16 protein-coding genes are annotated in these 26835 nt (G+C 74.5%); 8 read left to right on the forward strand and 8 right to left on the reverse strand.

Annotated elements, in window-relative coordinates:
• Positions 1–115: 115 nt before the first annotated feature.
• Both WME75_RS14620 and WME75_RS14625 read right to left on the reverse strand, forming a co-directional pair.
• A complete protein-coding gene (locus WME75_RS14620; RefSeq protein ID WP_437490893.1) occupies positions 116–2203 on the reverse strand; it encodes a thrombospondin type 3 repeat-containing protein in 2088 nt (695 codons plus the stop codon).
• A gap of 136 nt (positions 2204–2339) precedes the next feature.
• Positions 2340–4082 (reverse strand): OmpA family protein, encoded by a 1743-nt coding sequence (locus tag WME75_RS14625; RefSeq protein ID WP_437490895.1) that lies wholly within the window; start codon positions 4080–4082, stop codon positions 2340–2342.
• A gap of 152 nt (positions 4083–4234) precedes the next feature.
• Between WME75_RS14625 and WME75_RS14630 the strand changes: the two genes are divergently transcribed.
• The 4 genes from WME75_RS14630 (at position 4235) to lon (ending at position 10643) form a co-directional block, all read left to right on the forward strand.
• A complete protein-coding gene (locus WME75_RS14630) occupies positions 4235–5242 on the forward strand; it encodes a PEGA domain-containing protein (RefSeq protein ID WP_437490898.1) in 1008 nt (335 codons plus the stop codon).
• Positions 5242–7221 carry a hypothetical protein gene (locus WME75_RS14635; RefSeq protein WP_437490901.1) on the forward strand — a complete coding sequence of 660 codons (1980 nt, stop codon included), beginning with the start codon at positions 5242–5244 and terminating at the stop codon, positions 7219–7221. The genes WME75_RS14630 and WME75_RS14635 overlap by 1 nt, the downstream gene beginning before the upstream one ends.
• A 109-nt stretch (positions 7222–7330) precedes the next feature.
• Positions 7331–8176 (forward strand): hypothetical protein, encoded by an 846-nt coding sequence (locus tag WME75_RS14640; RefSeq protein ID WP_437490904.1) that lies wholly within the window; start codon positions 7331–7333, stop codon positions 8174–8176.
• 52 nt (positions 8177–8228) lie between these two features.
• A complete protein-coding gene (gene lon, locus WME75_RS14645; protein WP_437490907.1) occupies positions 8229–10643 on the forward strand; it encodes an endopeptidase La in 2415 nt (804 codons plus the stop codon).
• A 72-nt stretch (positions 10644–10715) separates the two neighbouring features.
• On the opposite strand, the gene WME75_RS14650 is transcribed toward lon, so the two are convergent.
• From WME75_RS14650 to WME75_RS14665, 4 genes are all read right to left on the reverse strand, one after another.
• Positions 10716–14666 (reverse strand): UvrD-helicase domain-containing protein, encoded by a 3951-nt coding sequence (locus WME75_RS14650; RefSeq protein ID WP_437490910.1) that lies wholly within the window; start codon positions 14664–14666, stop codon positions 10716–10718.
• Entirely contained in the window at positions 14663–17803 is a 3141-nt protein-coding gene (locus tag WME75_RS14655; protein WP_437490912.1) for a PD-(D/E)XK nuclease family protein, read from the reverse strand. Before WME75_RS14655 ends, WME75_RS14650 begins: the two co-directional genes overlap by 4 nt.
• 475 nt (positions 17804–18278) lie before the next feature.
• Positions 18279–19115: a type II toxin-antitoxin system RatA family toxin gene (locus WME75_RS14660; RefSeq protein ID WP_437490914.1), complete on the reverse strand. Its 837-nt coding sequence runs from the start codon at positions 19113–19115 to the stop codon at positions 18279–18281.
• A 170-nt stretch (positions 19116–19285) separates the two neighbouring features.
• Positions 19286–19855 carry a bactofilin family protein gene (locus tag WME75_RS14665; protein ID WP_437490917.1) on the reverse strand — a complete coding sequence of 190 codons (570 nt, stop codon included), beginning with the start codon at positions 19853–19855 and terminating at the stop codon, positions 19286–19288.
• A 558-nt stretch (positions 19856–20413) separates the two neighbouring features.
• Between WME75_RS14665 and WME75_RS14670 the strand changes: the two genes are divergently transcribed.
• On the forward strand, positions 20414–21553 hold the full coding sequence (locus WME75_RS14670; protein WP_437490920.1) for a hypothetical protein: 1140 nt from the start codon (positions 20414–20416) through the stop codon (positions 21551–21553).
• A 7-nt stretch (positions 21554–21560) separates the two neighbouring features.
• Here WME75_RS14670 and WME75_RS14675 read toward each other — a convergent pair whose 3' ends face one another.
• Positions 21561–22136: a DUF99 family protein gene (locus tag WME75_RS14675; protein ID WP_437490923.1), complete on the reverse strand. Its 576-nt coding sequence runs from the start codon at positions 22134–22136 to the stop codon at positions 21561–21563.
• 60 nt (positions 22137–22196) lie between these two features.
• Between WME75_RS14675 and WME75_RS14680 the strand changes: the two genes are divergently transcribed.
• The gene (locus WME75_RS14680; RefSeq protein WP_437490926.1) at positions 22197–22874 is read left to right on the forward strand and encodes a hypothetical protein; all 678 of its coding nucleotides are present in this window, start codon (positions 22197–22199) and stop codon (positions 22872–22874) included.
• A gap of 13 nt (positions 22875–22887) precedes the next feature.
• Here WME75_RS14680 and WME75_RS14685 read toward each other — a convergent pair whose 3' ends face one another.
• Positions 22888–23862: a COX15/CtaA family protein gene (locus WME75_RS14685; RefSeq protein ID WP_437490928.1), complete on the reverse strand. Its 975-nt coding sequence runs from the start codon at positions 23860–23862 to the stop codon at positions 22888–22890.
• A 193-nt stretch (positions 23863–24055) separates the two neighbouring features.
• Here WME75_RS14685 and WME75_RS14690 point away from each other — a divergent pair, with 193 nt between their 5' ends.
• Positions 24056–25204 (forward strand): diguanylate cyclase, encoded by a 1149-nt coding sequence (locus WME75_RS14690; RefSeq protein ID WP_437490930.1) that lies wholly within the window; start codon positions 24056–24058, stop codon positions 25202–25204.
• A 22-nt stretch (positions 25205–25226) separates the two neighbouring features.
• Positions 25227–26714 carry a sigma-54-dependent transcriptional regulator gene (locus WME75_RS14695; protein WP_437490933.1) on the forward strand — a complete coding sequence of 496 codons (1488 nt, stop codon included), beginning with the start codon at positions 25227–25229 and terminating at the stop codon, positions 26712–26714.
• The last annotated feature ends 121 nt before the right edge of the window (positions 26715–26835 follow it).

The following is a 26835-nucleotide window of genomic DNA, read 5'->3' on the forward strand; positions in this document are numbered from 1 at the left end:
GGGGATCGCGCCCGGCAGCGTCAGCATCGAGGGGGAGCGCTCGTCTTCGCGCTCCCGCCCGGCCAGCGCATCACCGCGGCTAGCTGGGCGAGCCGCGCGACGGCGGCGCGGCGGGTCACCCCCGCCGTCGCCGCCACCCGGCGAGGAGCGCCGCAGCGGCGAGCCACACCGCAGCCGAGGTCGCCGATGTGTCGGCGCGCATCGCGAGGCCGCAGCCGTTGCCGTGCGCCCGCGGCTCGCCGCCTCCGGGCCGGGAAGTCGCGCCGTCGCCGCCGGCGCCAGCGCCGCCGCTGTTGTCACCGCCGCCCCCGCCAGCGCCGCCGCCGCCGTTGTCACCGCCGCCGGCGCCAGCGCCGCCGCCGTTGTCACCGCCGCCCCCGCCAGCGCCGCCGCCCCCGCTTCCGGCATCGTCGGGCACGCAGCCGCCGGCGACGCAGGTGCCGCCGGGGCAGCGGGCGCCCTCGTTCGGGAACAGCGCGCACTCGCCGTACCTTGGATGGCACTGCGCGGAGGTGCAGGCATTCCCGGAGGGCGCGCACGCGACCGGCTCGTTGCCCCTGCAGACGCCGTCGTCGCAGGCGTCGGCCAGGGTGCAGGGGTCGCGGTCGTCGCAGGGCGTGCCGTCGGGCTTCGGCGGCGCGTCGCAGTCGCACGCGTCGCCCACGCCGTCGCTGTTCGCGTCCTCCTGCCCGCGGTTCGACAGGACCGGGCAGTTGTCGGCGCCGTCGGGCGCGCCGTCGTTGTCGTCGTCGTCATCGCACCGGTCGCCCTGGCCGTCGCCGTCGGTGTCGCTCTGGCTCGGGTTCGCCGAGAGTGGGCAGTTGTCCGAGCCGTCCGGGGCCCCGTCGTTGTCGTCGTCGCCGTCGCACGCATCCCCGTCGCCGTCGCCGTCGATGTCGGCCTGATCGGGGTTGGGGGTCGAGGGGCAATTGTCTGCGCCGTCTTCCACACCGTCGTCATCCCTGTCGAGCGCGCTCGCGTCGCAGGCGTCGCCTGCGCCGTCGCCGTCGATGTCGGCCTGATCGGGGTTGGGGACGAGAGGGCAGTTGTCGGCCTCGTCGCTCGAGGCGTCGTTGTCGTCGTCGCCGTCGCACGCGTCGCCCAGTCCGTCCTTGTCCGTGTCGGTCTGGTCGGAGTTCGGCACCGACGGGCAGTTGTCGGCCTCGTCACTCGAGGCGTCATTGTCGTCGTCGCCGTCGCACGCGTCGCCCAGTCCGTCCTTGTCCGTGTCGGCCTGGTCGGGGTTCGGCACCGACGGGCAGTTGTCGGCCTTGTCGTCCGAGGCGTCGTTGTCGTCGTCGTCGTCGCACGCGTCGCCCAGTCCGTCCTTGTCCGTGTCGGCCTGGTCGGGGTTCGGCACCGATGGGCAGTTGTCGCCGTCGTCGTTCGCGCCGTCGCCGTCAGCGTCGCCGTTGAGGTCCCAGTTGACCACGCCGGCCTGTTCGGCCGCCGTCATCCCGAGCAGCGCCCTCGCCGGGAGGGCATCGAGGCGGATCGCGGTCGCGTGCGCGTCGGCCTGGCTCGCGTGCTGCCCGCCGAAGTGCATGAGGACCCGCGTCCCCCTGGGTGGCACCGAGAGGGCGAACTCGACCGCGGGCCCCTGCGTCGCCGCGCAGTTGTCGGTGGTCATCCCGACGCTCCCCGGCGCGATCGCCGCCGAAGGTCCGTAGAAATTGAAATGGAGGCTCGGATCCGCGCCCGCGTCGACGTCGTCCGTGGCGAGCCACCGGTCCACCGGCGTGAACTCCAGATCTCCGCTGTGCGACTGCGTGATCGTTGTGTCGTTGTCGGAGCCGACGTTCGTCTCGATCCGCACGACCGCCGGCAGCTCGGAGGCGGTGGGGTTGTGGAGGATCTCCAGGAACCGCGCCCACCCTTCGTCGGTGGGCACGTACACCTTCCTGGTGACCTCGAGGCGGCCGAGGAGCGCCGGCCCGTGGGCGAGCTGCCTCCCGTCCATCTCCGCCACCCGGGTCGAGGGAGGGAACCTCGCCCCGTCCACCCGCAGCATCATGCCGGTGTCGAAGGCGTCGATGGTCCCGTTGTTGACCACCCCGTCCGTCCCGACGTCCCACACGAAGGTGAGGCCATCCACGAGCTCCTGAACGGGGCCCGCGGCACCACACTGCGCCGCCGCGCTCCGCGGGGCAGCCACGAGCGCCAGCGTGACGCCGAGCCCTGCGGCCATGACGATTCGCTTCATTCTCTCTCTCTTCTGGGTGGTGGCCTGATGGGCCCCGGAGTGAATCTCATGAAGGCGGTAAGTCATGAAGATTATTGATGTTTCTGTCCCGTCTGCCCGCCTTCATGTTCAAATCCGGCCACCACCCGCCCGCGGGTCACTTCGTCTCCAGGACCAGGAGCTCGATCCGCCGGTTCTTCTCCCGCCCGGCCGCGCTCTTGTTGTCCGCGATCGGCTGGCTCGCCCCGTATCCCTTCGCGACAAGCCGCTCGGGCGCGATCCCCTTCTCGACGAGCCGCCTGCGCACCGCCTCCGCGCGCGCCGTCGAGAGCGTCTCGTTGAACCGGGCGTTGCCGGCGCCGTCCGTGTGCGCGGAGACCTCGATCTTCACCCACTCCGGGTGCTGCGCGATCACGTCGTGCACCTCGGCGAGCAGCGCCTCGCTCTTCGGATCGATCGGCGCCGGATCGTTCTTCAGCACGCGGAACACGACGGGCTCCAGCAGCACGACCCGCTCGCCCTGCACCCGCACCCGCGTCGGGCAGCCGCGCGCGGCCGCGTCCTCGCTCGCCGGGCCCTTCTCGCGCGGGCACGCATCGGCGTCGTCGAGCAGGCCGTCGCCGTCCTGATCCGCGGGCTTGCTCGGCGCCGCAGGGGGGCAGCCCGGCCGCGTCGCGCCGCCCGCCGCGTCGCCCTTCTCCGCCGGGCACGCGTCGAGCGCGTCGGGCAGGCCGTCGCCGTCCTGGTCCGCGGGACAGCCGCGCCGCGCCGGATCGCCGCCCCCGCCGCCTGCGGCCGTGTCGGGGCACACGTCGTCCGGATCGGCGACGCCGTCCTCGTCCCGGTCCTCCACGGGGCAGCCGTTTCGCCGCGCGTCGGCGCTGGCCAGCCCGTGCGTGTACGGGCACGCGTCCTCGGCGCCGGAGATGCCGTCCGCGTCCGGGTCCGGGTCCGCCGCGCGCTCGGGAGGGAGCGCAGGCGGAGCCCACGCCACAGTCCCGATCGCGCGGAACGACGGCGCGCCGATCGCCTCCCCGAGGCCCGGACCGGCGGCCGCCCCGACGACGAGGCCCGCGAGCGGGCGGAGCCGGGCGCCAAGCAGGAGCTCGGCGCTCGTGGTCCTCGCCACCGCGACCCGCTCGCGCGGGGTGAGCGACAGCGAGCCGCCCTGCAGCATCGTCTCGGCGTACACCTCCGGGCCGATCTGCAGCCGCTCGTCCCAGAGGAGCACGGCCGCGCCGCCGCCGTACGCGAGCGTCGACGGGTTCTCGGAGCTCCGCATCACCGCGCCGCCCGCGACGCTCCACACCACCTGCGCGACCCGCCCGCCGAGCAGGAGCTGCGGCGTCACGCGCACCGCGCCCTCGCCGACGTACGCGTCCGAGCTGCCCGTGGGCAGGTGCAGGGCCGCGCCCGTGCCGATCTGGAGCGCGTCGCGCTCGTCGCCGAGCAGCCGGACGCGCACGCCGAGGCGCAGGTCGCCGAGCGCGGGGGACGACGGCGCCTCGGGCGCGCCCGCGCCGGCGGCGGACGCGGGGCCGTCGCCGCTCTGGGCGAGCGCGAGCGGGAGCGAGGCCGAGACGAGCAGCCGATCCCAGAGCGAGAGCGAGCCGCCGACGTGGAGGTGCGACTGGCTGCCGACGATCACCCGCTCGGGCGAGGCGCCGTCCGAGAGGGTGAGCGGGTCCTCCGCGTGATCGAACAGGACGAGCCCGCGCGGAGCCAGGTGTCCGCCGATGAACGGCGACGGCACGCCGAAGAGCGGGTCGCCCGCGGGGGTCGGCTCGAACCGGCTCAGCGCGACGGCGCCGGGCCCCTCCGCGCGGGCGGACGATGCGCCCAGGGCGATGCCGAGGAGCGCGCTCGCGAGCGCCGCGCCCACCGTGATGAGGCCTCTCATGGGCGCCGGATGGTATCCTCGCGAGCGCAAGCGGAGCAAAGGCGATTTGTCCGCGACGTTTCCATGTTGCTCGCCCGGCGCGCGCATCGGTTAGCATCGCGCTGACCGGAGCGCGGCCCTGCGAGGTTTGCCTCCGCCAGCAAGGAGCATCGATGCGACGGAAGCATCTCGGCCCGTGGGGGGGCGCCATCGTGGCCGCGCTCAGCGTCGCGCTCACGGCTGGCGTGGCGGCGGCCCAGCCCGCGCCCGCCGCGCCCGCCGCGCCCGCCGCGCCTGCCGCGCCCGCAGACAAGCCGCTCGCGGAGTCGCTGACCGGGATGGCCAGGGCCGAGCACGGGGCGGGCGCCGCGCTGTTCGACGATGGCGACTACGCGGGCGCGCTCGCGCGGTTCGAGCGCGCCTACGAGCTGTCGCGCGATCACCGGCTGCTCTGGAAGGTCGCGCTCTGCCAGAAGAACCTGCGGCGCTACGCGAAGATGCTCGCGACGCTGCGCCGGATGGAGGCGGAGGCGGGCGCCGCGCTGTCGGCCCGCGACAGGAAGGACATCGCCGACCTGATCCAGGCCGCCGGGGCGTTCGTGTCGCGCCTCGAGATCGCGGCCAGCGAGCCGGGGGCCACGGTGTTCGTGGACGACGAGCCGGTCGGGACGACGCCGCTCACGGCGCCGGTGCCGATCGACATCGGCGAGCGCCGCATCCGCGTGTCGAAGCCCGGCTTCGTCGATTTCGTTCGCCGGGAGAAGGTGGTCGGCGGCGGCAGCATCGCCCTCGTGGCGCGGCTCGAGCGGGCGGTGCACCGGGGTCGGCTCGTGGTCGCCGCGGGGCGGGACGACCTCATCGCGATCGACGGCAAGGTGGCGGGCAAGGGCCGCTGGGAGGGCCCGGTGGCGAGCGGGACCCACGCGCTGCGCGTGACGGCGCCCGGGATGACGCCCCACGAGGTGCAGGTCCTGGTCCGCGACGAGGAGCTCCGCCGCATCGACGTCTCTCTGGAGCGCGCTCCGGGGCCGGGCGGCGCGAGCAAGTGGCTCTGGATCGGCGGCGGCGCGGCGATCTTCGCCGGCGCGCTCGTCGCGGGCGCGCTGCTCTTCGAGCCGGGGACGCCGGCGGAGCAGGGCAGCCTCGGCACGGTCCCGCTCGGATTTGGAGGGAGACGTTGATGCGCACGAAGCGGACGAGCTCGGTGTCGATGGCGGCGGCGTTCCTCGCGCTCGCGGGGGCGGCGGCGGTCGCGTCCTGCGGCGGGGAGAAGGGGCAGCTCATGGTCGTCTTCCAGACGGACATGTCGCTGCCGAAGGACATCGACACGATCCGGGTCGAGGCGACGCTCGACGGGTCCATCGTCTACGACGAGACCTTCGAGCGGCTCGGGGGCGAGGGCTCGATCCGCCTGCCGGCCACGCTCGGCTTCCTCGCCTCCGACGATCCTGCGCAGGCGCTCCGGGTGCGCGTCATCGCGAGCCGCGGCGGCAAGGACGGGGTGCGCCTGCTCCGCGAGGTGCTCACGACGGTGCCCGAGGGGCGCACCGCGACCCTCCACATGCCCATCCAGTTCCTGTGCGACGGCTCGGCCGAGGTCGAGCGCGACGAGGCGGGCAACGCGCTGCGCGACGCGCAGGGCAACGTGCTCGTCAAGAACAGCTGTCCCGAGGGTCAGAGCTGCGTCGCCGGCTCGTGCGTGCCGCGCGAGATCGACTCGCGCGCCCTGCCCGAGTTCGAGGTGAAGGCCGTGTTCGGCGGCGGCGACGGCGACAGCGACGGGCTCTGCTTCGACACCGTCCAGTGCTTCGCCGCCGCCGTGTCGGCGCCTGTCGATCTGGAGAGGTTCGCCGCGAACCCCGGCGACTGCGTGGCGAACGCGCCGGGCGGCGAGGTGAACGTCGCGCTCCTCACGCAGGGCGGCGGCATCTGCGGCGAGAGCGCGTGCTACGTCCCGCTCGACGCCGACAGCGACGCGGGCTTCCGGGTCGAGGAGGGCAACGTCCTCCGGCTGCCCCCCGAGGTGTGCAAGCGGGCGCAGCAGGGCAAGCTCGCGGGGATCGCGATCGCGATCGCGGGGCTCGCGGACGCGGGCGAGGGGGCGACGTGCCGCAAGAAGGGCACGGACCTGCCGACGTGCGGCCCGTGGTCGGCGTCGGGTGGAGGCCAGTACACGGGGCCTGACGCATCGGCGCCGATCCCGGTCGCGGTCGCGCAGGTCCACCCGGTGTCGCTGCGGGTGACCGCGGGCGGCGTGGCCTGGATCTCCGGCACCACCTTCGACGAGGCCGGCATGGCCCAGGCGGACGGGGCGCTGAAGACCGCGCCTCCGGGCGGCGGCGAGCCGCTGGCCCTCGGCGCGGCGCAGGCCTCGCCGAGGGACCTCGCGATCGACGAGGCGCGGCAGCTCGCCTTCTGGACGAACGCGGGGGACGGCACCCTGATGGCGGCCCCGCTCGCGGGCGGCGAGCCGCGCGTGCTGCTCGCGGATCTGAAGCAGCCCGAGGGGCTCTCGCTCTCCGGCGACGCGCTCACCTGGACCGAGCTCTGGGGAGGCGGCGTCTTCCGTGCGCTGCTGAGCGACAGCGACGCCGAGGTCGAGCTCGGCACACCGGAGGACCTCATGCCGCCCGGCTCGGCGTTCGCGTCCCCGTACCGCGTGGCCAGCGCGGAGGACGCCGTGTGCTGGACCTACCAGGGCACGCTGGGCCAGCAAGACGGCGCGGTGGCGTGCCGCGTGCGAGGCGAGACGCATACGGTCGCCGCCGAGCAGCTCACCCCGCGGGAGATCGCGCTCGACGTGGACGCTCAGGGGAACGCGGTGGCGGTCTACTGGGCGAGCTTCGAGGGCGGCAGCGTCTTCCGGGTCGACCTGAGCGGAGAGGCGGTCGGCGAGCCCGAGGAGATCGTGTGGGATCAGGGCCAGCTGAACGGCGTCGCGGTCGACGCGGAGCACGTCTACTGGACGCGCCGCGACGAGGGGACGGTCGTGCGTATGCCGAAGGACGGCGGGGACGAGGAGGTGCTCGCCTCGCAGCAGACGCGCCCCGGCGACATCGCGCTGGACGAGACGACGGTCTACTGGATCAACGAGGGCTCGCCGGATCAGGAGGACGGCACCCCGGTGAAGGACGGGGCGGTCCTGAAACGCGCGAAGTGAGGGTGACCGCGGCCCGCGGGGGCGCGTGCTCGAGCGGCGCGGGGCTCGCGGCGGGCTCGCGCCGCTCGGCGCCTGCGCGCTCGGCGCTGCGTGTGCTATGGCCCGACCCGTGAAGCGCACGGCCCTTCTCCTGTTCACCCTCGCGCTCTCCGCGTGCGGATCGAGCTACGCCCAGCAGGGCCCGAGCGACACGCTCCGGGCGTACGCGCAGGCGCTCCAGGAGGGGCGCGTCGACGCGGCCTACCGGCTGCTCTCGGACGAGGCGAAGCGGTCGATGTCGCTCGAGGCCTTCCGGCGCGCGGTCCGTGACAACCCGGACGACGCGCTCGAGATCGCCCGCGCCATCGCGCGGCCCGCGGCCGATCCGGTGGTGACGGCGACGGTCACCATGCCGAACGGCGAGGAGCTCCTGCTCGTCTTCGAGGGGGGCGGCTGGCGGCTCGACGCGGCGGCGGTCGATCTCTACGGCCAGGCGACCCCCCGGCAGGCGCTGGTGGGGTTCCTGCGGGCGTTCGAGCGAAGGCGCTACGACATCATCATGCGCTACGTTCCCGACGCCGAGAAGGAAGGCCTCGTGGAGCCGGCGGGCGGCGCGCCCGGCGAGGCGGGCGATCTCGGCGAGGCGGGCGCGCCGCGCGGGGAGGGCACGGCGCAGCCCGCTGCCCCCGGAGGCGCGGCGGGGAGCGCGGGCGCTGACGCAGCGCAGAAGCCGGGCGGTCGGCCCGGGACGGTCAGGGGCGCGGTGGGCGCGGCGCAGCTCACCCCCGAGAAGCTGAAGGCCGCCTGGGAGGGGCCGCAGAAGGAGCAGATCAACCGGGTCGTCCAGGCGATCAAGGCGGCGCTGCCGACCGCGACCATCGAGGAGACGGGGGACAGCGCCTCGATGGCGTACGGCGCCGGTGGCACGGTCGCCTTCACGCGCGAGCACGGGGTCTGGAAGATCAAGGACTTCTAGCGGCTCGCCCGCGTCATGGCTTCGAGAAGAGCGCTGTACTAGGGTTGTCGGCATGCCGACCGGCGATCCTCCTTCGCGAACGCCCCCCTCGCCCGACGCGGACAGCGTCCCGATCCTCCCGCTCCGCAACTCGGTGTTGTTCCCCATGTCGGTCGTGCCGATCAACGTCGGCCGGCCGCGGAGCGTGCGCCTCGTCGAGGATCTCCTCGGCCGCGAGCGCGCGCTGGTCGGCGTGATCAGCCAGCGGTCGCCGGACGTGGACGAGCCGACGTTCAAGGAGCTTTATTCCGTCGGGACCATCGCCCGCGTCGTGAAGGTCATCCGGCTCGGCCCGAACAACTACTCGGTCGTGCTGAACGGGCTCGGCCGCTTCCGCATGAAGGCGGCGTTCTCGCTGGAGCCGTACATGCGCGCGCGGATCGAGCGCATCCCGGAGTCGCTCGTGCGCGACGTGGAGCTCGAGGCGCTCGGCGCGGGCCTGCGCGAGGCGACGCGCGAGGTGCTCGGCCTCATGCCGAACCTGCCGCGCGACACCGCGGGCATCCTCGACAACGTGCGCGAGCCCGGCGCGCTCGCGGATCTCATCGCCTCGAACTTCCCGCAGGCGCAGGCGTCGGTCGGCGACAAGCAGGAGATCCTCGAGGCGTTCGACGTGAAGGCGCGCGTCCGCCTCGTGCTCGCGATGGTCGGCCGGCAGCTCGAGGTGCTGCGGGTGAAGAAGGAGATCTCCTCCATGGTGCAGGAGGAGATGGGCAAATCGCAGCGCGAGTACATCCTCCGGCAGCAGATGAAGTCGATCAAGGAGGAGCTCGGCGAGGGCGGCGACGACGACGAGATCGAGGAGCTCCGCGAGCGGATCCGCCGCGCCAAGGTGCCGGCGGAGGTCGACAAGGTCGTGCGCAAGCAGCTCAGCCGGCTGCGCTCGATGGCGCAGCAGTCGGCCGAGTTCAACGTGACAAAGACCTACCTCGAGTGGATCGCGGATCTGCCGTGGTCCAAGACGACGGTGGACAAGCTCAGCGTCGAGAGCGTGCGGCGCTGCCTCGACGAGGATCACCTCGGGCTGGAGAAGGTGAAGAAGCGGGTCGTCGAGTACTCGGCGATCCGGCAGCTCCGCTCGGACAAGAAGGGGCCGATCCTGCTCTTCATCGGGCCGCCCGGCGTCGGCAAGACGTCGCTCGGCAAGTCGATCGCGCGCAGCATGGGGCGGCGCTACGAGCGCATCGCGCTCGGCGGCGTGCGCGACGAGGCGGAGATCCGCGGGCACCGGCGCACGTACGTCGGCGCGCTGCCCGGGCGCATCCTGCAGGCGCTCAAGAAGGCGGGGACCAGGAACCCGGTGCTCGTGCTCGACGAGGTCGACAAGATGGGCGTCGATCTGCGCGGCGATCCGGCGGCGGCGCTCCTCGAGGTGCTCGATCCCGAGCAGAACTCGACCTTCCAGGATCACTACCTCGACCTGCCGTTCGATCTGTCGCAGGTGATGTTCCTCGCGACGGCGAACAACTGGGACGGCATCCCGGGGCCGCTCGTCGACCGCATGGAGGTCATCGAGGTGCCCGGCTACACGCGGACCGACAAGCTCGGGATCGCGCGGGAGTTCCTTGTGCCGAAGCAGCTGTCGGCGCACGGGCTCACGGACGAGCGGCTGGAGTTCACGGAGCCGGGCATCGCGGCGATCATCGATCACTACACGCGCGAGGCGGGGGTGCGCGGCCTGGAGCGGCAGATCGCGGCGGTGTGCCGCTCCACGGCGGTGAAGGTCGCGGAGGGCCAGGACGTGCGCGAGGTGGCGGCGCCCGAGCACGTGGAGCAGGTGCTCGGTCCGCACAAGCACCGCCCCGAGCTCGCCGAGCGGTCGCTCCAGCCCGGGGTCGCGACCGGCCTCGCGTGGACGCCGGCGGGCGGCGAGATCCTCTTCATCGAGGCGACGAAGATGCCGGGCAAGGGCAACGTGGTGCTCACCGGGAACATGCGGAACGTGATGCAGGAGTCGGCGAGCACGGCGGTGAGCTTCGTGCGCAGCAAGGCCGAACGGCTGCACCTCGATCCGGAGTGGCTCAAGGAGATCGATCTGCACGTGCACATCCCGCAGCACGGCACGCCGAAGGATGGGCCGAGCGCGGGGGTGACGATGTTCTCCGCGGTGGCGTCGCTGCTGCTCGGCGCGTCGGTGCGCAGCGACATCGCGATGACGGGGGAGATCTCGCTGCGCGGGCGGGTGATGCCGGTCGGCGGCATCAAGGAGAAGCTGCTCGCGGCGCACCGGGCCGGCATCCGGCACGTGCTCATCCCGGCCAAGAACCGGCGCGACCTCGAGGATGTGCCGCAGGACGTCAAGGACCAGGTCAAGATCACGATGGTGTCCTCGATGGAAGAGATCCTGCCGATCGTCCTGGAGCCGCCGCGGCGCGCGCCGGCGCAGACCGCGTCGGCGGACGAGGTCGAGGAGCAGGCCGGGGCGTAAGCGGGGGCTTCCGAGCGGGGCGGCCCAAGGAGAGCTGCGTCGCGCGCGCCACGGCCCGCGCCCGCGAGGCGGCTAACCGTGGCACGCGCGCACGAACCCGCAGCGCAGCCTGCGGCACGCTTCGACCGGGATCCCGTCGAAGCGACCCTCGGCCCTCGCCTCGGAGAAGCGCTCGGCGAGCCGGGCGAGCTCGCGCTCGAACCGCGCGTGCTCCTCGTCGGCGATCGAGCCCACGGGGCCCGAGGCCTTGAGCCACACGGGCTCCACCTCGGCGCCGACGAACAGCACACCCGCGCGGATCGGGCGGTCCGGATGGCGCCTCCGCAACGCGAGCGCGTAGGCTCGCAGGCGGAGCTCGTAGGGCGCGAGATCCGCCCGAGGTCGCGCGCGCTTGTACTCGATGACATCGACGAGCCCGCTCGGATGCAGCACCACCAGATCGAGCGCGAGCGCCAGCGCGAGCCTCGCCCCGCGCCGCTCTCCGGCGCTCTGGGGGTCGATATCGAGCACGAGCGCCTCCTCCCGGAGGAGCGCGGCCTCCTCGCCGCGCACCTCCCGCGCATAGGGCCCCCCCAGGAAGCGGGCGATGCCCTCGGCGACGCGCGGCGTGTCCGGGCCATGGGGCGCGAGCCCCTCGAAGGCGAGCCGCGCGACGACGGCCGCGGCCTCGGTCGGTTCACCCCAGCGCGCGCGCGGCCAGCGCTGGAGCACGCGGTGCGCGGCGCGGCCAGGAGGGCGAGGGTCGGCGCCGTCGTCGAGCTCGACACGCTCCTCGCCCGGCAGCTCAGGCGGGCCCTCGACGTCGAACAGGCCGAGCTGACCCTCGCCCGGGGGCTCGCTGATCCCGAGGAGGTGCCTCAGTCGGAAGCGGCGCGAGCACGCCTGGAACGTCGCGAGCGACGCGGTCGCGATCCGCACGGTCTGCGCGCGCGCAGGCTCCGTCGCCGGCGCCGCCCGGGGGAGCGGCGCGGCGCGCGCGTAAGCGTCGGTGCCAGGGGCCGGCGGCCTGGCCTCCGCGAGCAACGCGCGGGCCTCGAGCGTCGCGCCGATCGTGCCGGCGAGCGGCGCGGGATCCTCGGCGTTCGCCGTCCCCTTCAGCGTGAGCCACGCCGAGCCGCTGCGCGGCTTGACCGCGGCGCCGACGAGCACGAGCTCGCGGCGGGCGCGGGTGATCGCGACGTACGTGAGCCGCTGCCGCTCGGCCCGCTCCCGCGCCCGCACCTCGGCGCGCGCCGCCTGGAGCGCGGGCGTGCTGAGGGGCAACGACGGCCCGTGCGCCGACCCCTCGACGTCGTGGAGCGAGCCGAGCCGCGACGGCCGGTCGACGCGCCGCGCGTGGTGGCGCACGAGCAGGGCGGCAGGGACGTCCCCCGCGGCGGGGATGTAGCTCAGGCCGGGCTGATCCGCGCGGGGCTCCGCGTTGAGGTCCAGGAGCACCACGGCCGGGAAATCGAGCCCCTTGCTGGCGTGGATCGTCGTGAGCCGCACGGCGTCGTCCTCGGGGGAGAAGACGGCGGCCTCCGGCTCGTCCGCCTCGTCGCGGATCCGGCGCTCCAGCCAGCGGGCGAAGCTCGCGAGCGAGCCCCCTCGCCGGCGGGCGATGGAGATCAGCCGATCGACGTTGCCGAGCCGGGCCTGGGCGCGGGGGAGCGCGGCGAGGACGCGGTCGAGATCGAACGCGGAGACCGCGGCGCGGATCGCCTCGCCAGGCGTCGAGCGGAGCGCCGCGCGGCGCAGCCCGGCGAAGCGGGCGCGGAACGCCTCGAGGCGCTCGCGATCCGCCGCGGACAGCCGCGCGAGCGCGGGGAGGGGGCGCGCGTCGCCGGGGCCATCGTCCTCCGGCCAGGGCGCCCGGCCCCCCTGCGCCCCGGCGGCGCTCGTCCAGCGGCCGAGCAGCGGGACCGTGAGGCCGCGGCCAGGAGGCGCGAGGACCGCGAGCGCCGTGTCGGAGAGCGCCACCATCGGGCCGCGGAGGACCGTCGCGAGCGCCAGTCGATCGCGCGGGTCGAGCAGCAGGCGGAGGATCGCGGCCACGTCGCGCACCTCGGCCGCGTCGAAGAGCGCGCGACCCGCCACCACGTACGGGATCTCGAGGCGCGCGAGGGCGAGCTCGACGAGCGGGATCGTGCTCCGGCGCCGGGCGAGCACGGCGACGTCGCGGAAGCGCAGGTCGCCGCCCGCTGGCTCGGCCGCGCCCGCGCCGCGGACGCGCCGCGCGATGTATGCGGCCGCGATCAGCGCCTCGCGCAGCTGCCCCCGCGCGTCGCGGACGAGCGCGTCGACCCCGTCCGCGGCGCTGCCGTCATCGTCGATGAGCGCGACCTCCGTCGGGCCCTGCGCGGCCCCGCCCGGCGCCGCGACGAGGTGCTCCGCCGCGCTGTAGGCGATCTCGAACTCGCGCGGCGCGCCCGGGCTGCCGCCGCGCGCCTCGGGGGCGCGATCCTGGGCGAAATCGCGCGCCGAGAACGCGTTGATGAACGCGAGCAGCTCGGGCGTCGACCGGCGGCTCTCGCGGAGCGCGACGAAATCGGCGCTCGGCTCGGGCGACCACAGGGAAGGCGAGAGCTCGAGCGCGCGGCCCGCGGCGGCGCCCGCGAGCTCCGCGCAGACGCGGCAGAAGATCGACACGTCGGCCCCGCGGAACCCGTAGATGGATTGCTTGCGATCGCCGACCAGAAACAGCCCATGGCCCCACAGGCCGGCCGCCGTCGGGGCGACGCCGGCCGGGCGCGCCCGGGCAGCGTCGTCCTGCTCGCGCAGGAGGTACACGAGATCGCGCTGCACAGCGCTCGTGTCCTGGAACTCGTCGACGAGCAGCACGTCGACCGACCCGCGGACCGCGTCGGCGATCGCCGGATCGTCGCGCAGGCCGTCGCGGGCGGCGCGCAGGAGGTCCCCGAACCCGAGGCCGCCCTCGGTGCGGCGGATGGCCGAGAGCCGCTCGCGGATCTCCTCCAGCAGATCGACGATCCGCGCCTCGCGGCGCGACAGCGCCGGCGCCTCGCGGAGGAAGCCGAGCAGCTGCTGCGCCTTGTCGCGGTGGGTCTCGCCGGCCAGCGCCTCCCGGAAGGCGAGGAGCGCCTCGTCGGCCGGCGTGCACTTGCTCTTGTGCGGCTTGCGCTGCGTGAGCAGCTCGACAAGCGGGGCGCTCGCCGCGCTCGCGGGGAAGGGCGCGCCGCCCTCGCGGCCGAGCGCCGCAACGAGCGCCGCCGCCGGCTCGCGGAACGCCGCGCTGCCGAGCGCCGCGCTCTCGGCCGCGAGGCGGTGGAGCTCCAGCGCGAGCGCGCGGGCCTCGGCGGCGTGGTCGGACAGCGAGAGCCGGCGCGGCGTGAGGCCGTCCTCGTCGAGCCGGTCGAGCAGCCGCGTGACCTCGCTCCGCGCGGACTCCACGCTGCCCGTCGCGGCGACGAGCGCGCGCGCGGCGTCGGCGCGCTCGCCCCCCTCGGCGAACGCGCGGCTCAGCGCCTCGTCGACCGCGAGATCGCTGAGCGCCTGCGCCTCCTCCTCGTCGAGGATCCGGGCGGAGGGCGAGAGCCCCATCGCGATCGCGTGCCGGTCCACGATCTGCTTGGCGACGCCGTGGAGCGTGTCGATGCGCCCCGCCGGGAGGCGGGCGAGCGCCTCCTCCGCGCGCTTGCGCAGCTCGGCCACGGGCAGCGCCGCGCCGCGCGGGGCGGCGACCGCCGCCTGCCGCGCGCGGAGGATGTCGGCGAAGGGGATGTCCGCCTCGCCGTCCCAGCGGGCGATCTCCCGGAGCGACCGCTCGACGCGGTGGGCGATCTCGCGCGCCGCCGCGCGCGAGAACGTCGTCGCGACGATGCGGTCCGGCGGCACCGGCGGCGCGGCGGACGCGGCGTCGGGCTGACCGAGGGAGGTGAGGCCCAGCGTGAGCAGCACGTAGAGCGCCGTGAGGCGGTGGGTCTTGCCGGTGCCGGCGCTCGCGGCGACCACGACGTTGCGGCGGAAGGCGTAGATGAGCGCGTCGCCCTCGGCGAGCTCCGCCCCGTGCGGCGCGGGGCTCACGCGACCTCCTCCGCCGCCTCGTCCATCGGCACGACCGCGGGGCGCCGGCACACATCGCGCGCGTCGCAGCGCGCGCACATCGTCGCCAGCGCCGGCCGCGGCGCGGCCTTGCCCTCCCAGAGCGCGACGACCGCCGCCCGCGCCGTGCGCGCGGCCTCCGCCCAGCCCTCGGCGAGCGCGCGCTGGTCCTCGGCCGTGCGCGGCCACAGCTCGATGAGCCCGCGCTGGCGCACGCCGATGTAGACGGCGCGCACCTCCTCGGCGCCCAGCGCGCGCGCTGCGATGGCGCTGTACAGCGGCAGCTGGAGCGCCCGCCGCCGCTCCTTGGCCTCGGGGAGCTTGCCGGTCTTGTAGTCGACGACCCGCACGACGCGCTGGTCGGTCGACCGATCGATCCGGTCGATCTGGCCGTCGACCCACACGCTCGACGCGCCCGCCGTACCCTCGCCCTCGTCGTCCGACGGGGGGAGCTCCAGCGGCTGCCAGGGGGCCGGCTCACCCGCGCCGAAGCGCCGCTCGGCGAGGAAGAAGCGGAGCTCCGGCGACGACTCCTCCCCGTCGACAGCGCGGACCACGACCTCCAGCACGTCGGCGATCGCCTTCTCGACCGCCTCGCGGCGGAGCGGGGCCATGGGCGCCGAGACGCCGAGCGCCGCCTCGGCCGCCGCGCGCGCGGCCGCGAGCTGCTCGGCCGGATCGCGGTCCGGGCCGAGCTCGCGCAGCGCCTCGAACGACGCCTGCAGGGCGCGGTGGATCAGCGTGCCGCGCTCCCGCGCGTCGGCCGACTCGGCGAGGTCCTCCGCGCGGCGCACGTGCAGCACGCGGCGGGCGAACCCCGCGAACGCGCAGCCCACCGCGCGCTCGATGTGGGTGACCGCGATCGGCCTGTCGGGGTGCGCCCCGCCGATCGCGGCCCGGAGCTGCGCGCCGAGCGCGGGATCCGCGTCGAGCAGGACGCGCCCCGTGTGGAGGTCGATCGGCGCCCGCGGATCCAGGAAGAAGTCCGCGCGGGCGCGCTCGATCCGGATCCGCTCCGCGATGTCCGCCGCCGGCCGCCCGCCGCCCGCGAGGGCGATGAGCTCCGCGTCGCGCGGCCCGAGCGTCGCCGCGTCCGGGGCGACGCGCGAGGCCGGCTCCGTCCGCTGGGGGGCGCCGGCCGCGACGGCCGCCGCGAAGAGCGGGTGCGGCTCGTTCGGCTCGCTGTCGTCCCCCCGCGTGAAGCAGAGGGCGACGCTCCTCGCGCCGGCGAGCGCCCAGCCGAGCTCCGCGCGCTGGGCCGCCTGGCGCTCGCGCCCCGACGCGGGGCGGCACGGCGCCGGCAGCCTCGCGCGGAGCGCCTCGCCGAGCAGCGTCTCGTCGGCGCCCGGGCTGCCGCCGTAGGCGCGCGCCTCGAGCCCGGTCACCACCACCATGTCGTGCTCGAGCGCCGTGACCCCGGCGGCGACGTCGACGCGCACGGCGCCGGCGCGGCCCGCGTCGCCGCGCGGCCCCGCGCCCTGCTCGCCGGCGGCCCGATCGAGCTCCGCGTAGACCTCCGCCGCGGACGCGGGGCGGTCCTCGCAGCCGAGCTCGTGCGCCGCCCGCGCGAGCGCCTCGGCCTGCTCGCGGATCGCGCGCGCGGCCCGCGCGCCCTGGCCCATCGCGCCCATCGCCTCGAGCGCGATCGCGCCGCCGCTCCGCCGCTCACCGCGCAGCGCCGCGCGGAGCTCCTCGACGCCGGGCTCCCCGAAGCTCAGCTTGTCGAGGAGCGACAGGAAGCGCCGTACGATCTCGGGCCGCGTCGTCGCCTCGCCGATCCAGCGGGCGCTGGCGAGCAGCCGCTCGAGCGCGTGCGGCATCCACGCTTCATCGTCGTCGCCGTGCGCGTCGCCCACGCCGTGCAGCGCCGCCAGGCCGAGATCGAGCTCCGCCTCCTCGAGCAGCGCGTCCCGCCCGGCGGTCCGCGGCGGCCCCGCGCGACGGTCCGCGCGGCGGGCCGCCACGACCGAGATGAGGCTCTCGATGAGCAGCCGGCCCGTGCGATCCACCTCGACCGGCACGTCGCGCAGCCGGTGGGCGAGGTCGGCCGAGCGCTTCTCCGCCTCGGCGACGGAGGTGCGGTCCATCCAGGCGCCGGCGTGGACCCCGGGCGCGCGGAGGATCTCGATCGCCTGCTCGCGGCGGACCGGGCCCACGGCGAGGCGGAGGATCGCGAGCGCGACGCGCCCGTCGGGGCAGCTCGCGGCGGCGCGGCCGCGCGGCTCCGAGAAGCGGACGCCCGCGTCGGCCAGCGCGGCCCGGAGCGGCTCGATCGCGGCGTCGTCGAGCGCGGGCACGACGACGGCGATCCGCTCGGGCGGCACCCCGCGGCCGAGCGCCGCGGCCACCTCGGCGGCGGCGGCGCGCGCCTCGCCCTCCGCGGTCCTCGCGCTGATCGCGGCGAGCGGCTCCGCCTCTCGGTCGGGCACCCACGCGATCTCCGGCGCATCGTCGAGCGAGGCCCAGCGCCGTTCCAGCGCGTCGGCCACGGGCGCCGCGCCGTCGCCCTGGAGCGCGGGCAGCTCGACGGTCACGCCCGCGCCGTCCCGCGCGCGGACGGCGGCGTGGAGCGCCTCGATCCAGGCGAGATCGTCGGGCTCCCAGGCGACGGCGCCGCGGATCGTGACCTTGCGCGGGAGCGGCAGCGCGCTGGCCGCGCCGGCCGCGCGGAGCGCCCGCGCGAGCAGGAACCCTGCGCTGCGCGGGTCCACGAGGTGCGCCGCCTGCAGGGCAGCGTCCGCTCGATCGAGGACCTCGGCGACGGCGAGCGCATAGGCGGTGCCGAGCGCCCGCAGATCCGCCGGGGAGGTCCCGGCGCGCCGGAAGCTCCCGAGGGCGCGGTCCAGGGCGTGCGCGAGCGCGACGCGCGCGGCGGGCTCGGCCGGCTGCCGGAGCCGAGCCGGCGGCAGCGCGTCGAGGGCGAGCCGCGTGGCGAGGCGGGTCGCCTGCGGGCTCGCCATGGCGACGTCCGGCGCGAGCACGGCGAGCGCCTCGGAGACGAAGCTCCACCGTGAACGGACTTCCTGATCCGCGGCGCGCGGGTCGCGCAGGTCGAGCGCTGCGAGCTCGCGCTCGACGTGTCGCTCGGTCGGGACGATGAGGAGGGATGTCCTGATCACCACCACGAGACGGCCAGCTGCCGCTCCTGGGAAGCGCAGGCGCCCCACGCGGCAGGATGCTGGGCGGGCGCCGGCGCGCGTGGATGCTCGTCCGGCAAGGGATACCTCACCGCACAGGCTTTACTTCATGCATCCGTCCCCTCGCAACCTCCGCCGGGCGCATGGCTTGTTGAAAAACTCCCGCAGAATGTGGGAATTCTTGTGGGAAGATCGGAAAGCGTGTTGAAAAGCCTGTTGAGAACCACGGACGGTCCGGGCAGCGATCCTCTGTAGGCCTGCGGAATTGCAAGCAACCGGGCGCGCCGTGGCACGCCCGGGGCGCTCCTCGGTTATCAACAGGCTCGGCGGTGCGCGGCGGCGTGTCGGCGGCGGCGGGGCTTCACGACGGGAGTCATGAGCCGCCTCGACGGCGGCAGGGGGGAAGGCGGGTGGCCTGGGCGCTCTGTCGGCAGATGCCCAGTCAGCGGAAGGGGGGCTACCGGCGCGCCATGTCCTTCTGGCGGCGCACGCTGTCGCCATCGGCCGGCGGCCGGTCGGACATGGACTCTGGCGGCGGGGCGGGAGTCGCCGGCGTGCGGCTCTGTTCGCCGGCTTGCGTGACCGGGGCGGAGCCGCTCGGGGCGGTCGCGGTCGCGCTCGCGGCGGCGCCGGGCGAGGCGCCGGGGGCGGCGGCGGCCGTGGTGCTCGCCTGCGCGCTGGCGGGCGCCGCGGCCTGCGCGCGAGTCCGCACCGCTGTCACCGCCTTGTCGGCCGCCCTGGCGAGCTGCGTGGTGACGACCGAGGCCGGGAAGGGGAGCTTCGGGTCGACGAAGAGCTCGAGCTTCACGATGGTGTGGTGCTCATCGACGGCGCGGAGCCGCCACCGGGCACGGAAATCGGAGACGTTGCCGCGCTTGTAGCGCCCGGAGATCACCTCGTCGGCGCCGTCCTTCGTGGGCGGCGACATGTCGGCGACGGTCCAGATGTGCGCGGCGCCGTTCAGGATTGGCACCTGGAGATAGACCTCGCTCGTGCCTTTGCGCTTCGCGAGCACGCGGCTCTGGTCAAAGGAGCTGATGAAGGTCTTGTAGCTGCCGTAGGAGGTGACGAGCTTCCGGACGGCCGGCAGGGGCGCTTTGACGAGGATCGCTGCGCCCCCTGTGTCGATCGCGGAGGCCGGCCCGGTGGTCTTCAGGGTGTACCGGAGCGCCTTGCCGAGCGACGCGAGCTTCTCCGACTCGGCGTCGGCGGCGCGGGCCATGCGTGGCGAGAGCGAGAGGGCGAGGACGGCGAGCGAGAAGGCGATCAGGGACAGGGACCACAGCTTCTTCATGGACTCTCCTGTGCGAGCAGCGTCCGTCGGTGTGTGGGCTGCCGGCCACGTCGTGGGCGTGCGCCTCGGGCGGGCGAGAGCGCAGCCGCTCACTACATGTACCTCGCTGAGCGGGCAGCCGCACCCCTGCACGTTACAGAAATTGTGGGATCTTCGACGGAGGTCGGAATTCAGCGGTCGGCGTCGGAGCGCTTCGCGGCCGCGCCGCGCTGCGCGGTGCCGCCGCCGTCCTCGGCGGCCCTCGCAGCTTGTCCGATGGCGTCGGCGTCGGGCTCGGAGGACGCCGCGGGCGGCCGCACAGGCCGCTCGCCAGGCTCTTCCTCGAGAGGCGCCATCTTGCAGGAGCCGTCGAACTGCACGCCGCGATCGATGAAGATGGCGGGCGCGTGCAGCGCGCCGGTCACCTTGGACGGCGCGTAGAGCTCGATCGCATCGCGGGCGCGGATGCTCGCCTGGACCTCGCCGCCCGTGACGATGCACGTGACCACGTGGATCTCCCCGATCACGAGCGCGCCGTCGCCGATCACGAGCACGTCTTCGCCGCGGATCTCGCCGCGGAAGCTGCCGTCGATGCGCACCCGGCCCTCGAAGAAGAGCTTGCCTTCGAAGTGCGTGCCGCGGCCCAGGAGGGCGTTGATCTCGGTGGGCCGGAGGCCCCCTGCGTCGTCGCCGCGGCGGCCTCCGGGGGATGGCGACGAGAGGGGCGAGTCCCTGTCGCCCGGGAAGGACATCGGCTCCATGGCCCGTTGGCTTACTTCAGGCATCGTCACATTCGCAACGGGGGCGCGCGTCAGCGGGGTAACGCGCCCTCGGCTGTGGCCATAAATAATCAATTATTTCAAATATTTACCGTCCTATTGGGGCAGGGTATGTTTTCTGCAGAGGGGGCCGACCGAGCAGGGTTCCCGGCGGGCTGAACGCCGGGGGGCGTGCGGAGCGCGGGCGGACGTCTGGCCGGGCGCGCGGTGGAGCGTGAGGGTCCGAAGCGACCAGGAGAGGGAGTGGAGATGACGTTCCGATCGATGCTTGTGGCTGCCGGTATCCTGGGCAGCGTCTCGGTGGCGTCCGCGCAGACGCCGCCCGAGCCGGCGAAAGCCCCGCCGGCCGATCCGGCTCCGCCCGCCGAGCAAGCTCAGCCGACTGCTCCGGCGCCTGTTGCCCCGGAAGCCTCCCCGCCTGCTCCCGGTGCTCCTGTCGCTCCCGGTGCCCCAGCCGCTCCCGGTGCCCCTGGCGTTGCAGCTGGGCCCGTTGCTGCTCCGCCCGCCGAGCCGGCGCCCCCCGCGGAGCCGGCGCCTCCGGTGCAGCCGCTGACTCCCAGGGCGACCCCGGGACCCGAGGCAGGGCCGGCCACGTCGCCTGCAGTGCGGTGGAACCAGGTCACCGCGGCCGACACCTTGCTGGAGGACGAAGAAGAGACGACCCTGCGCTGGCGCGGGTCGACGTTCACCTGGAACCAGGGCGGCAGCACGACCCTCTTCGGCGTTGGCGGGGAGTACATCCCTGCCATCCAGGTCTACGGCTGGGACTTCACGTTTCGGCCGAACTTCTACGTGCTCGATCGGCCCAAGGACAAAGTCGCGGTGTCCGCCGACATCGGCTGGGTCACCGAGCTCACGAACAGCGACATCACGACGCACTACCGGGAGCCGCAGTTCAAGGACGTGGCCCTCAACGCCCGGTACAGCCGCGAGCTCTGGGAGAGCGGTGGCGCGGAGCGAGGAGAGTACAAGACGGACGCCGCCATGCGGCTGCGGTTGATCCTGCCGACCTCGCCGGCGAGCTGGAACGCGGGCAAGTACTTCACGGTGTCGGTCGGCCCGCAGATCATCCAGAAGATCAAGCTGCTCGGCTCGAAGGCCGACGGGCTCAACAACCTGACGGCGACGCTCGGCGTGACCTACGCGCACCTGTTCGCGGAGTCGTACACGCCGGTGAAGGGTGGCCTCGGGCAAGAGCGGATGACCCCGAGCGGTGCGGTGGCGCCCGATGACCAGCTGACCGGCTCGTCCCTGGCCATGGATCGCCTGGCCACGAGCCTTCAGCTCGACCTGCCGCTCTACAAGGACCTCTCCCTGGCGACGAGCTTCGGGCTGCTCAGCGACTTCAAGCACGAGTTCGAAGGGGGGTGTGTCGCCACCCAGACCGGCTGCGCCCCGTACGACGGCTCCCAGGGAACGACCTACGTCCCCCAGACGGCCTTCGACGTCAGCGTGAACTACCCGGTCTTCGAGGTCGTCGACCTCACGCTCGGCTACAACAACACGGACCGGCAGATCGGCTACGGCGGCCAGCGGAGGAGCTTCTTCTACAGCCCTGAAGCTCAGTTCTATCTCGACATCACCGCCAACCTCGACGTCATCTACTCGAAGGTGACCGGCCGCGGTAAGAAGGTCGAGAAGCCGGGCACCGCCAGCGCGCCCAGCCGGCGGCAGCTCTAGCGCTCCGTCACGCGCGCCCGCGGCTCTCGCCGGTGGTCAGCCCGCCGGCGATGAGGTGCGCGGCGCGCAGGGGCTCGGGGAGATGGCCGTGCACGGAGAGCCGCGAGATCAGCGCGCTCGTGTCCTCCAGCGAGATCCCGGCGCGCTGCACGTACACGCCCGCGACCGGCTCCATCGGGCCGGCGCGCTCGATGAGCGCCCACTTGCGGCGCCCTCCCCGGACGCGCGACAGGAGCGCGTCGCGGATCGCGTCGAGGTTCGGGAGGCGCCGCGCCACCACCACGATCGGGAGGGCGAGGGCGTCGCGCAGCGCCGCGATGTCGACCACGTTGAACCCCGCCACCGCGATGCCCTGGAGCATGACCACGTGCGCCTGAGCGTAGAAGCGGGAGCCGCGGATCATCGCGGCGATCGCCGGCGTCGCGTTCCGTCCGTCGCGGCGGACGCGGGTCGAGAGCACCCCCTCGAGGCGCAGCCCCGCGAAGACGGTCCCGACGATCGGCACGTCGCCGCGGTGGTCGCGGGCGAACGGCGCGTCGTCGACGCCGATGACGTGCGAGAGGCGGGCGACGCGAGGCGGCACGTGTCGAGCTTAACGTGCTGCCGTCTTCTCCGGGCCAGGCGGTCGTGCTGTACTGGTTCGGTGCGACCTCCCCGGCATCTCTCGCTGAGCTTCTCGCTGAGCCTCTCGCTGGCCCTCGGCCTCGCCTCGCCGCTGGCCCTCGCGCAGGGCGCTCCGGCCGCCCCGAAGGCCGCCGCCCCGGCGCCGGCGAAGGCCGCCGCCCCGCAGAAGACGGCGGCCGGCGCCGCGCAGGCCCCCCGGAAGCGCGCCCCCCGCGCGCGCAAGCCGAAGCCGAAGGAGGCGCCGCTGGATGTCACCGGGCGGCCGGTCGCCACCTTCCCCGGCTTCCGCATGCTCCCGACCGGGGGCTCGCGCGTCTTCGTGCAGATCCAGGGCGGCAAGGTCGACGTCGCCGAGTCGAAGGCCGCGGGACGCCTTGTCTACCGGATGAAGGGGGCGGGGGCGATCCAGACGAACCGCTTCCCGCTCGTCACCTCGTTCTTCGCGACCCCGGTGGCCCAGGTGCAGCTCGTCGACCAGGGCAACGACCTCGACATGGTGATCGACCTGCGCGCGCAGACCGACGCGACCTACCGCGTGGTCGAGACCGATCAGGGGATCGTGCTGCAGGTCGACTTCCCCCCGTCCATCCCCGAGCAGCGCGCCCCAGCGCAGGCCGAAGAACAGCGAAAGCGCGCCGTCCGCCCCACGATCTCGCAGGAGCCCGCGGGCAGCGACGAGAGCTCGACCGAGTTCTAGCGCGCGCGTCGGGCTACCCCAGGGTGGCGACCGCCTCCGGCTGCGCCTTCTCCCCGCGCGGGCCCGCGTCCGCCGCCGCGGCCGGCTCGCTCAGCGCGGCGGCCGCGAGCGTGACGAGGACCATCCACAGCGCGTCGGCGAGCAGGAGGTGGACGAGCTGCATCCACACCGGCGCGAGCAGCAGCAGGTTGAGGACCCCCGCGCCGATCTGCAGCAGCACGAGCCCTCCGGTCGCCGCCCCGAGCCGCTCGACGAGCGGCGAAGGGCGCCGGGCCGCGACCGCGCCGCGGGCGTAGAGCAGGTAAACGCTCACGACCCCTGCCACGACCGGGTGCAGCACGCGCAGCGACACAAGGAAGTGCGCCGTGGGCGAGAAGTCCTGCGCGAATCCCTCGCGGAGCGAGCCCGCCGCGAAGAGCGTGTCGCCGAGCGCCGCGATGGCCCCCGTCACCCCCACCGCGAGGACGCCCAGGAGCGCGGCGGCGAGCAGCGCGCCCGTCGCGCCCTGGCCGCGCAGGCGCACGCGCCGGCCCCCGCGCGCCCAGTAGAGCGTGCACGTCATGGCGCCCACCAGCAGGAACGTGTTGATGAGGTGCACGGCCATCCAGAGCGCGCGGGCCGCCGACGCGTCGTTGGCGACGTACTCGAGCAGGACGATGCCGGCGCCGACCGCCGCCTCGGTGACCATGAGCAGCATCGACGCGGCCGCGCCGCCGCGCACCGGGTGGCCCGCCGGGTACGCGACCAGGGCCCAGACGAGCTGCAGCGCGACGAGCAGGAAAGCGACGCCCGAGGTGGCGCGGTGCGTGAACTCGATGAAGGTCGCCGCGCTCGGAGAACGTGGGATGACGTCGCCGTTGCACGTCGGCCAGTGGCTGCCGCAACCGGCCCCCGAGCCTGTCGCGCGCACGAACGCGCCCCACACGATCACGCCGAGCGTGAAGGCCAGCGCGACCGCCGCGAGCTTCCAGAACCGCGCCTGATTCATGCGGGGGTCCTTACCGCGAAACCAGGGCGATGACAGCCCGCGCGCGACAGGCAACGCGCGCGCAATCCATGCGAGGGCCGGCGCGGCGCGCCGGCGCGGCGCCGGCGAGCGGACCGCGTGACCGGCGACGAGGCGGCTTCCGCCGTCGTGCGATCTCGTTGCGCCCGGCCCCGCCCGAAGGGAGGATGTGCCCGTGCCGAACAGCGAGGACATCCGTGGCGCTCCGCTCTCTGTGCCGGCCGAGCTCCTGAGCAGCCGACCGGCCAGGATCGTTGTCGCCGACGACGACCGCCTCGCGCGCCAGATGCTTGTGAGCATCCTCCAGAAGGCCGGCTTCCAGGTCGAGGCGGTCGACGACGGCCAGGAGGCGATCGAGCTCATCGGCCGGGGAGGCGTCGACCTCGCCCTCCTCGACATCGTGATGCCCCGGCTCACGGGCCTCGAGGCGTGCCGGCTGCTCAAGAGCATGACCGCAGAGACGTTCCTCCCCGTCGTGCTGGTCACGGTGAAGAGCGACACCGCGAGCCGGGTCGAGGGGCTCAAGATCGGCGCCGACGATTACGTGTGCAAGCCGTTCGAGGAGGAGGAGCTGCTCGCGCGGGTCGGCTCGATGCTCCGGATCAAGCGGCTGCACGACCACGTCGCGGCGCAGCGCGCCTACCTGGAGCAGCTCTCGATCCACGACGAGATGACGGGGCTCTACAACTACCGCTACCTCTTCACGCGGCTCAACGAGGAGTTCAAGCGCGCGGAGCGCTACCACGAGCCGTTCGCCTGCGTCCTCGTCGACATCGACCGGCTGAAGGCGATGAACGAGATCGGGGGGCGCACGCTCGGCGACGCCGTGATCCGGCGCGTCGCCGACGGGATCCGCCGCTCGGTCCGGGAGGTCGACGTGATCGCGCGCTACGGCGGCGAGGAGTTCCTCATCGTCCTGCCGAGCACGCACTTCGCCGGGTCGCTGACCGTGGCCGAGCGGATCTGGCGCGAGGCCTCCGGCAACCCGGTCGAGTTCGGCGGCGCGTCGAGGCCGTGCAGCGTGTCGATCGGCGTCTCGCTCTACCCCTCGCGCGACGTCCGCTCCAAGGACGCGCTCATCCGCGCCGCCGAGAGCGCGCTCCACCAGGCGAAGCGCGAGGGCGGCAACCGGATCTGCGTCTTCCAGCAGCACGGCCAGATCTACACGCCGACCGGGAGCGCCGAGCCGCCGCCCCCGCCGCCCCCGGGCAAGCTCCGGCGGTCCAGCGATCCCGCCTTCGCCGCGGCCCAGGACGAGCCGAGGGAGCCGCAGACGCGCCGGGGCGCCGATCTCGCGCCGCTCACCTCACGCAAGCCCATCTGATCCTGCCCCGCCGCCCCGCCTCGTGAACGCCAGAGCCCGCGCCCGTATCCTCCTCGTCGACGACGAGCCGGCCCAGCGCCGCGGCCTCGCGCGCGCGCTCGTGCGCGACTTCGACGTCCTCACCGCGGAGGACGGCCCCGCGGCGCTCGGGCTGCTCGCGACCACCCGCGTCGAGGCGGTGCTGCTCGACCTCGCCATGCCGCGCATGAGCGGCGCCGAGGTGCTCGACCAGATCAAGGCGGCGTACCCCGACGTCGAGGTCGTGGTGATGGCCGGCCACGACGAGGTCGACGCCGCGGTCGCGGCCGTGCGCGCCGGCGCCTACGCGTTCGTGATGAAGCCCGTCGAGCCGGAGGCCGCGCTCTCGATCGCGATCGAGCGCGCCATCGAGCGCCGGCGGCTCGCCGAGCGCGCGAGGGCCCTCGAGGAGCGCGTCGGCGAGCACGAGCAGCTCGGCGAGGTGATCGCGAGCTCCGCCGCGATGCAGGACGCAACCCGGAGGGCGCTCGGCGTGGCGTCCGTGGGCGCGCCCATCCTGCTGTCGGGCGAGCGCGGGACGGGCAAGGAGCTCGTCGCGCGCGCCGTCCACCGGCGCGGGCCGCGCGCCGGGCGGCGGTTCGTCGCGGTCGACTGCAGCGCGCTCCCGGCGCCGCGCGCCGAGGAGGAGCTCTTCGGCGGGGAGCGCGAGACCTCGCCGGACGGGCGCGTCGGCGGGGGCCTGATCGAGGCGGCGGACAGCGGCACGCTCTTCCTCGACGAGGTCTCGGCGCTGCCGCTCGAGGCGCAGGCCAGGCTGCTGCGGGTCCTCACGCGCGGCGAGGTCGCGGGGCCCGGGGGCGAGCCGCGCCGCGTCGACGTCCGTGTCATCGCGTCGACGTGCGCCGATCTGAGGGAGCGCGCCTCCGCCGGCCAGTTCCGGGACGATCTCCTGTACCGCCTCGGCGTCATCGTCATCGAGCTGCCGCCGCTCCGGCGGCGCCGGGAGGACATCGCGCTGCTCGCGAGCCACTTCCTGCGCCGGTGCGCGCGCAGGCACGAGCGCGACGTCAAGCGGATCGGCCCCGAGGCGGCGCGCCTCCTGCGCGAGCACGCCTGGCCGGGCAACGCGGGCGAGCTCGAGAGCGCGATCGAGCACGCCGTGCTCTCCGCGCGCGGCGACGCGATCCTGCCCGCGGATCTGCCGCCCTCGGTGTCGGGGCGCGCGGGGCCGGATCGGCGCCCTCCGAGGGACGCGCTCGTCCTGCCCGCGCAGCTCTGCGAGCTCCCGTACGCGGAGGCCAAGGAGCGCGCCGTCGACGCGTTCGATCAGATCTACATCGGGCGCCTGCTGCAGCGCACGGGCAACAACCTCAGCGAGGCGGCGCGCCGGGCGGGCATGGATCGCTCGAATTTCCGGAGGCTCAAGAAAAAGGTCGCGTCGAGGGGAGACGAGGCGGCCGAGGGGGACGGAGCGGGGGACGTGGAAGAGGCGGGGACCGCGGCGGCGCCGGACGGGGATGAGGCGGACTGACGCGCGCGGCGGGCGCCGTGCGCCGCGCGCCGTGCGCCGCGCGAGCGCGTGGCCGGCTCGTGCTACGTTGCGCCGAAAATGGCCCGACGCGCTGCACGAGGTGCCCTTGCCGCCGCCGCCG

This window comes from Sorangium sp. So ce1014 (assembly GCF_051521505.1).
In the GTDB taxonomy this organism is placed as follows: domain Bacteria; phylum Myxococcota_A; class Polyangia; order Polyangiales; family Polyangiaceae; genus Sorangium.

What these genes read in the sequence shown, in the direction of transcription:
- WME75_RS14685 (WP_437490928.1), bottom strand. Translation starts at nt 23,862, where the DNA reads ATGAATCAGGCGCGGTTCTGGAAGCTCGCGGCGGTCGCGCTGGCCTTC.
- WME75_RS14635 (WP_437490901.1), top strand. Translation starts at nt 5,242, where the DNA reads ATGCGCACGAAGCGGACGAGCTCGGTGTCGATGGCGGCGGCGTTCCTC.
- WME75_RS14630 (WP_437490898.1), top strand. Translation starts at nt 4,235, where the DNA reads ATGCGACGGAAGCATCTCGGCCCGTGGGGGGGCGCCATCGTGGCCGCG.
- WME75_RS14665 (WP_437490917.1), bottom strand. Translation starts at nt 19,855, where the DNA reads ATGGAGCCGATGTCCTTCCCGGGCGACAGGGACTCGCCCCTCTCGTCG.
- WME75_RS14620 (WP_437490893.1), bottom strand. Translation starts at nt 2,203, where the DNA reads ATGAAGCGAATCGTCATGGCCGCAGGGCTCGGCGTCACGCTGGCGCTC.
- WME75_RS14660 (WP_437490914.1), bottom strand. Translation starts at nt 19,115, where the DNA reads ATGAAGAAGCTGTGGTCCCTGTCCCTGATCGCCTTCTCGCTCGCCGTC.
- lon (WP_437490907.1), top strand. Translation starts at nt 8,229, where the DNA reads ATGCCGACCGGCGATCCTCCTTCGCGAACGCCCCCCTCGCCCGACGCG.
- WME75_RS14625 (WP_437490895.1), bottom strand. Translation starts at nt 4,082, where the DNA reads ATGAGAGGCCTCATCACGGTGGGCGCGGCGCTCGCGAGCGCGCTCCTC.